Below are 6,651 nucleotides of genomic sequence, written 5' to 3'. Positions count from 1 at the left end.
TACTCGTGGCTGCAACCCTACTAGCTCAAAATTTATTCACACATGGTTACGCTTTGGGGAAATTATGAGGGGATCTCTCAGTGCATTGCCTCCAATTCCCATAATTTATTACGCCGATAATAACTTGGTGTAACCTTAAAAATGTACTTAAATCGACGTGTAAAAGATTGTTGGGAATCAAATTGATATTTTAATGCGATCTCAAGGATAGTTTTTTTCGTCAACCTCAACTCAACAGCCGCTTTCGTCAAACGACGAGCACGAATATAGCTAGCCAGTGTGACCCCTGTTACTTTTTTGAACAGCCGCTGAAAATACCACTTGGTATAACCCGCTTTATTCGCCACATCATCAAGCAGTAAAGACTGATCTAAATTATGTTCAATCCATAATAGAACATCTTTGATAACCGTTGTATGAAACTGCTTATCATCATATCTTAATTGGATGTTATTAGCTTTATTTTGATAGCGAGAATGCTGTTCAATATACATAAAATAACCTAAATGTTCTTAAGATTGTCACGACCACATCATCATGATACCATAAACATACTGACGGTATGTTATTTTAAATCTATCATGGAAAATAAAAATCATCAACAAGAAAATTTTAAGAGTACCTATCAATCACTGGTTAACTCAGCACGAATATTGTTTGTTGAAAAAGGCTATCAAGCTGTTTCAATAGATGAGATCTCGGGAAAAGCGTTGGTGACCAAAGGTGCCTTTTATCATCACTTTAAAAATAAAAAACAATTACTCAGTGCCTGTTATAAGCAGCAATTAATTATGATTGATGCCTACATCACAACAAAAACTGATTTAACAAATGGTTGGTCTGCCTTAGAAAGTATATTTGAACATTATCTTGATTATATTATTGATAATAATAAAAACCTTATCCCTATCCAAGAAGTGATGCCTATCATTGGTTGGAATGAACTTGAAAAAATTAGCCTTGAATACATTACTGGTAAGGTAAACGCCATTGTCAGCAAATTGATCCAAGAGAACCAACTTAAAGCTTATGATGATGATGTGCTTAAAAACTTACTCAATGGCTGGTTTATGCATATCGCAATACATGCGAAAAACCTAAAAGAGCTTGCCGATAAAAAAGGCCAATTTATTGCTATTTACCGCGGCTTTTTATTGAGCTTGAAAGATAAATAAAATAGATAGGTTTTATTTGAAGCTAAATCTTCTTTATCGTAAAAAATGCCCTCTTGGGTTATCAAGAGGGTCATTATATTTCGCGGAATAACATCATTTGGTGACGAAATAACTAAGCACTTGTCTCCTGTTTACTCCCCTGAGCTTGAGGGGTTAACATGAAGGTCATCGATAGCAGGATAATAATACAGTAAAACGCTAAACCAATAATCCAAATCCAGCCATCCCAAATTGGTAGTGAATGATTATAAATAACAGCAAACAGTAATGGGCCAATAACACCGGTTGCATTGGTAAGGCTCACCAATAATCCCTGTAAAGCACCTTGCTGATGACTCTTTGTTTGGATAGACATCACTCCCTGTAATGCAGGTAAAGCGATCCCACCACCAGCCAATAAAATTAAAACAGGGAAAACTAACCAACCTTCAGATATAAACGCTAAAAAGGCAAATGCACTACTATCTGCAATAAATCCGAGCAGTACTGCCGTTTTTTCGCCCCATTTAGTGGCTATTCTTCCTGCCACAAAGGCTTGGAATACTGAGTGTAAAAGACCAAGACCCGCTAATGAAAAGCCAACCATCATGCTATTCCATCCAAAACGATTTTCGGTAAATAGCACCCACACCGTTGCGGGAATTTGGCCTATCAATTGCGCTGAAAAATAAATAATCAACAAAATGGGCATCGTTTTAAATAAAGTGATGTATACCGAATTCGATTGCGTCTCAACCCCTACTTCGGTATCTGTATTATCACGTGTATTTTTGGTTTCACGGAACCAAAACATAACCACAAGGAAAGCGACAATATTTAGCAACGCAGCGATAAAAAAGGGACTATGCGGTGAAATCTCTCCTGCAAAACCACCAATAATAGGCCCCGCTATTAAACCAAGCCCAAAACTTGCCCCTAACCAACCGAACCACTTCACGCGTTGAGAAGCTGAGGTGGTATCGGCAATGACCGATGCCGCGACAGCCCCAGTAGCTCCTGTGATCCCTGAAAGCAAACGGCCTAAATACAGCATCCAAAGCGCACTTGAAAAAGCCAGCAATAAGTAATCCAGCGATGCGCCTATTAATGACAACAACAGCACTGGGCGCCGACCAAATCGGTCAGACATTTTTCCAAGCCAAGGAGCAAAGATAACCTGCATTAACGCATAAAGTGCAAGCAATACGCCAAAGTGGTTAGCGATATCTTCCGAAGCAATAAATTCACGTAATAACGTTGGCAAGACTGGCATGATAAGGCCAATCCCCATGGCATCGAGTAACGTAATTACCAATGCGATCTTTGTCGAACTATTCATTTCACTTTTCTCTATCACTTATAGGGAGTGGTAAAATAACTCTATCAATGATAGAGTGTCAACAAAAATTAGGAATTAATGATGTCTAGATTAGATAAAAGTAAAGTGATTAACAGCGCATTAGAGCTGCTTAATGAGGTCGGAATCGAAGGTTTAACAACCCGTAAACTCGCCCAGAAGCTAGGTGTAGAGCAGCCTACATTGTATTGGCATGTAAAAAATAAGCGGGCTTTGCTCGACGCCTTAGCCATTGAGATGTTAGATAGGCACCATACTCACTTTTGCCCTTTAGAAGGGGAAAGCTGGCAAGATTTTTTACGTAATAACGCTAAAAGTTTTAGATGTGCTTTACTAAGTCATCGCGATGGAGCAAAAGTACATTTAGGTACACGGCCTACAGAAAAACAGTATGAAACTCTCGAAAATCAATTAGCCTTTTTATGCCAACAAGGTTTTTCACTAGAGAATGCATTATATGCACTCAGCGCTGTGGGGCATTTTACTTTAGGTTGCGTATTGGAAGATCAAGAGCATCAAGTCGCTAAAGAAGAAAGGGAAACACCTACTACTGATAGTATGCCGCCATTATTACGACAAGCTATCGAATTATTTGATCACCAAGGTGCAGAGCCAGCCTTCTTATTCGGCCTTGAATTGATCATATGCGGATTAGAAAAACAACTTAAATGTGAAAGTGGGTCTTAAAAGCAGCATAACCTTTTTCCGTGATGGTAACTTCACGGTAACCAAGATGTCGAGTTAACCACCCTTTAGATTCATAAAGCGAAAATAATGCGGCTCCAACGTACCCACCTAAATGGAAACGGCGTTCACTCCAATCTAAACACGCACAACAGATTTTACGTGAATGTTTGGAAGGAACGTCAATTCCCATTTCATGAAAATATTGAATACCACTTAATGTGATCATTGAACCATTTTCAGTGATCCATTGCTGTTGACAAAGGGAATCATAGATCTTAACGGCAACTTCGCCAGCTAAATGATCATAGCAAGTACGTGCTTTTCGTAAATGCACTGGCGTGGAAACTTTGGCATGTACGCCATGGTTTAAGGAGATCCCCATCATACTTTCCATCAATTCAGCAATATCTTTTCCTGCTAGCCGAAAATAACGATGCTTGCCTTGAGCTACTACTGTGATTAGCTGGCAATCTAATAATTTAGATAAATGACTGCTCGCCGTTGAAGCTGATATATTCGCCACAGAACTTAGCTCAGTGGCCGTCCAAGCTCGCCCATCCATCAAAGCACTGAGTATTTTAACTCGTGAAATGTCAGACATAGCCGCCCCTATCGCGGCTATTGAGGACTCAAAGGTAACCTCTTTTCGTATTAAATTAGCCATCGCAAGTTCACTTTATTGCCCAAGGGAGCGTAACAGATGCAGCCATACTATCATTGTCCGTTATTAATATCAGTTGGTTAGCATGGTCACTGTATTGCACTAAAATATTAATGTTATTCTCCGCCAATACTCGTGCTATTTCGCCAAGTTCCCCCGGTTTTTCCTGTTTTAACTTACGAATTAATGGTGTCCGGATCGCAAGTACTAACAGTCCAGCTTGCTCTAGCGCTATTTTAGCTTCCTTTCCTTGTTCAACAAGAAAATGAGCATGGCATTCATCACCAACCGTAAATATCCCTCCCCCTTCCAATCCAATACCTTTATTACCTAATGTTTTTCCTAGTAATGCTAATTGTCCTATTTGATTATCTAAAACAACGTGAACATCAAACATTATCCTTGTCCTTTTTAAATGAATATTCGCGAGTAATATGAGCAATACTAATTTTGTAAAAATCAAATATTGACTCTCGCCCTTCTTGTTGAGCTTTCGCATGTAAAACATGATTTTTCCATTGCAGAACTGCGTATTCGTTTTCCCACCAAGATAGCGATAACATTTTTCCTTCTGTAGCTAGACTTTGAAAACGTTCAATTGAAATAAAACCAGCTACATGACTTAATAGTGGTCTTAACTCCTCAGCTAAAGTCAAATAGCGAGTTTGTTGGTCGGGTTGTATTTGCACCTCAAATATTACAGCAATCATATTTTTCTCCGTTATTAATCAACAAACAGAGTAATCCACCCGAAAATTAACACTTCGATAAGCAACGAAATATAGAAAGGTCATGCTGCTGTTTTATGTTGTATATCACACTTCTTTAAATTGCTCGGCCTGCGCTTATCATGTTCTCCTTCTCTTATAATTTTGTTTATTATTTATACTTTTTTATTTTTTGCTATCACCGAAAATAGTGCGGATCCCGCATGGTATTTAGGTTTACCCATCATTAAATACCATTGTTGTTATTTTAATCTTTTTAATATTTCATGATTAAGATCACACTAAAATTATGACCCTATTAACTAAAAGTTATGGATACCCTAATAAAACTCATTGTTAAAGATTAGTTAACCAAAGTAACTTCATTTTTCACTATTGTTAAATTGTTATAGTGAAAATTCTGGTAAACTAATAGAGGTAAAAAAATGATCCTAGATGCCAGTTATACATTATTAGTCGCATGTATCGCGCTACTCATAGGAATGTTTGTCGTAAAATTTACCCCGTTCCTACAAAAAAACCACATACCAGAAGCCGTCGTTGGTGGCTTTATTGTTGCAATTGTTCTGTTAATTATTGATAAAACATCAGGTTATTCGTTTACTTTTGATGCTTCATTGCAAAGTTTATTAATGCTCACATTCTTTTCCTCTATCGGGCTAAGTTCTGACTTTTCTCGACTGATTAAAGGAGGAAAGCCGTTAGTTCTATTAACTATTGCAGTAACGATCCTAATCGCCATTCAAAATACTGTCGGCATGAGTATGGCTGTCATGATGAATGAAAGTCCATTTATTGGCTTAATTGCAGGTTCAATTACTCTAACAGGTGGTCATGGTAATGCCGGAGCATGGGGCCCTATTCTCGCTGATAAATATGGTGTAACAGGCGCCGTTGAATTAGCGATGGCTTGTGCAACACTTGGATTAGTGTTGGGTGGTTTAGTTGGCGGCCCTGTTGCCCGTCATCTTTTGAAAAAGGTCTCTATTCCTAAAACAACCGAGCAAGAGCGCGACACTATCGTTGAAGCTTTTGAGCAACCAAGCGTCAAAAGAAAAATCAATGCAAATAACGTTATTGAAACCATTTCAATGCTGATTATCTGTATTGTTGTTGGTGGCTATATCAGTGCATTGTTTAAAGATACTTTTCTGCAACTGCCTACTTTTGTCTGGTGTTTATTTGTCGGTATTATTATCCGTAATACACTGACTCATGTATTTAAACACGAAGTGTTTGAGCCGACCGTCGATGTATTAGGTAGCGTTGCTTTATCGCTTTTCTTGGCAATGGCGTTAATGTCATTAAAATTTGGTCAATTGGCAAGCATGGCAGGGCCAGTATTAATTATCATTGCTGTACAAACTGTTGTCATGGTGCTATTTGCCTGCTTTGTCACCTTCAAAATGATGGGCAAAGATTATGATGCTGTCGTGATCAGCGCGGGTCACTGTGGCTTTGGTATGGGAGCAACACCAACAGCAATTGCGAATATGCAAACAGTCACAAAAGCATTTGGACCATCACATAAAGCTTTCCTTGTCGTTCCTATGGTCGGTGCCTTTATTGTTGATATTTCAAACAGTATCTTAATTAAAATATTTATTGAAATTGGTACATACTTTACCTAATAGCTACACACTACTCGGCGTACTTCTCCTAACAATTTATTATAGGGCAGTATGCCGAGCCGCTTTCTTACCCCGTATATTCCCCTAGTCAATCTATTTAGCTTGCACGTTTACGAATTAATTCTCGTGACAACTAAACCAAAATTTGAATTATGACGAGTATATCTGATTATTTATACTTTATTCGTTAGAATAGTCCGTAGAAATAAATAATCAGTAGGCTACATGGAATGAAATTAAGACATCTCGATATCTTTTATGCTGTAATGACTTGTGGTTCCTTAACGCGTGCGGCTGAAGTTTTACATATTTCTCAACCCGCGGCGAGTAAAGCACTCAAACATGCTGAGCACTGAGAGATCCCCTCATAATTTCCCCAAAACGTAACCATGTGTGAATAGATTTTGAGTAAGCAGGGTTGCAGCCACGAGTG

At 38.4% G+C, this 6,651-nt stretch carries 9 protein-coding genes; 4 read left to right on the top strand and 5 right to left on the bottom strand.

Annotation, left to right across the window (positions count from 1 at the left end):
• Positions 1-77: 77 nt before the first annotated feature.
• On the bottom strand, positions 78-494 hold the full coding sequence (locus H3T84_RS11845; protein ID WP_000275180.1) for a helix-turn-helix domain-containing protein: 417 nt from the start codon (positions 492-494) through the stop codon (positions 78-80).
• An 87-nt stretch (positions 495-581) separates the two neighbouring features.
• Here H3T84_RS11845 and tetC point away from each other — a divergent pair, with 87 nt between their 5' ends.
• The gene (gene tetC, locus H3T84_RS11840) at positions 582-1,175 is read left to right on the top strand and encodes a tetracyline resistance-associated transcriptional repressor TetC (protein ID WP_000428546.1); all 594 of its coding nucleotides are present in this window, start codon (positions 582-584) and stop codon (positions 1,173-1,175) included.
• A gap of 112 nt (positions 1,176-1,287) precedes the next feature.
• Here the strand turns inward: tetC and tet(B) are convergent, their stop codons facing one another.
• Positions 1,288-2,493 (bottom strand): tetracycline efflux MFS transporter Tet(B), encoded by a 1,206-nt coding sequence (gene tet(B) / locus H3T84_RS11835; RefSeq protein WP_001089068.1) that lies wholly within the window; start codon positions 2,491-2,493, stop codon positions 1,288-1,290.
• 81 nt (positions 2,494-2,574) lie between these two features.
• Here tet(B) and tetR(B) point away from each other — a divergent pair, with 81 nt between their 5' ends.
• Positions 2,575-3,198 (top strand): tetracycline resistance transcriptional repressor TetR(B), encoded by a 624-nt coding sequence (gene tetR(B), locus H3T84_RS11830; RefSeq protein ID WP_000088605.1) that lies wholly within the window; start codon positions 2,575-2,577, stop codon positions 3,196-3,198.
• Here tetR(B) and H3T84_RS11825 read toward each other — a convergent pair.
• The 3 genes from H3T84_RS11825 to H3T84_RS11815 are packed head-to-tail and all read right to left on the bottom strand — an operon-like array spanning position 3,176 to position 4,569.
• Positions 3,176-3,862 (bottom strand): helix-turn-helix transcriptional regulator, encoded by a 687-nt coding sequence (locus H3T84_RS11825; RefSeq protein WP_001284954.1) that lies wholly within the window; start codon positions 3,860-3,862, stop codon positions 3,176-3,178. The genes tetR(B) and H3T84_RS11825 overlap by 23 nt on opposite strands.
• Positions 3,863-3,869: 7 nt before the next feature.
• Complete coding sequence (locus tag H3T84_RS11820) at positions 3,870-4,256, bottom strand: hypothetical protein (protein ID WP_000460651.1); 387 nt, start codon at positions 4,254-4,256, stop codon at positions 3,870-3,872.
• On the bottom strand, positions 4,249-4,569 hold the full coding sequence (locus tag H3T84_RS11815; protein WP_000562370.1) for an antibiotic biosynthesis monooxygenase: 321 nt from the start codon (positions 4,567-4,569) through the stop codon (positions 4,249-4,251). Before H3T84_RS11815 ends, H3T84_RS11820 begins: the two co-directional genes overlap by 8 nt.
• 443 nt (positions 4,570-5,012) lie before the next feature.
• On the opposite strand from H3T84_RS11815, the gene gltS reads away from it, so the two are divergent.
• Both gltS and H3T84_RS12590 read left to right on the top strand, forming a co-directional pair.
• A complete protein-coding gene (gltS, locus tag H3T84_RS11810) occupies positions 5,013-6,218 on the top strand; it encodes a sodium/glutamate symporter (RefSeq protein ID WP_000599533.1) in 1,206 nt (401 codons plus the stop codon).
• A 230-nt stretch (positions 6,219-6,448) separates the two neighbouring features.
• Positions 6,449-6,574, top strand: a complete 126-nt coding sequence (locus H3T84_RS12590; protein ID WP_001303004.1) for a LysR family transcriptional regulator — start codon at positions 6,449-6,451, stop codon at positions 6,572-6,574.
• Positions 6,575-6,651 lie beyond the last annotated feature (77 nt).

Origin of the sequence: Snodgrassella sp. M0110 (assembly GCF_016101465.1) — a bacterium.
Taxonomy (GTDB): domain Bacteria; phylum Pseudomonadota; class Gammaproteobacteria; order Burkholderiales; family Neisseriaceae; genus Snodgrassella; species Snodgrassella alvi.
This window is presented reverse-complemented; position numbering and strand designations above follow the sequence as displayed.

What these genes read in the sequence shown, in the direction of transcription:
- H3T84_RS11820 (WP_000460651.1), bottom strand. Translation starts at nt 4,256, where the DNA reads ATGTTTGATGTTCACGTTGTTTTAGATAATCAAATAGGACAATTAGCA.
- H3T84_RS12590 (WP_001303004.1), top strand. Translation starts at nt 6,449, where the DNA reads ATGAAATTAAGACATCTCGATATCTTTTATGCTGTAATGACTTGTGGT.
- gltS (WP_000599533.1), top strand. Translation starts at nt 5,013, where the DNA reads ATGATCCTAGATGCCAGTTATACATTATTAGTCGCATGTATCGCGCTA.
- H3T84_RS11815 (WP_000562370.1), bottom strand. Translation starts at nt 4,569, where the DNA reads ATGATTGCTGTAATATTTGAGGTGCAAATACAACCCGACCAACAAACT.
- tetC (WP_000428546.1), top strand. Translation starts at nt 582, where the DNA reads ATGGAAAATAAAAATCATCAACAAGAAAATTTTAAGAGTACCTATCAA.
- H3T84_RS11825 (WP_001284954.1), bottom strand. Translation starts at nt 3,862, where the DNA reads ATGGCTAATTTAATACGAAAAGAGGTTACCTTTGAGTCCTCAATAGCC.
- H3T84_RS11845 (WP_000275180.1), bottom strand. Translation starts at nt 494, where the DNA reads ATGTATATTGAACAGCATTCTCGCTATCAAAATAAAGCTAATAACATC.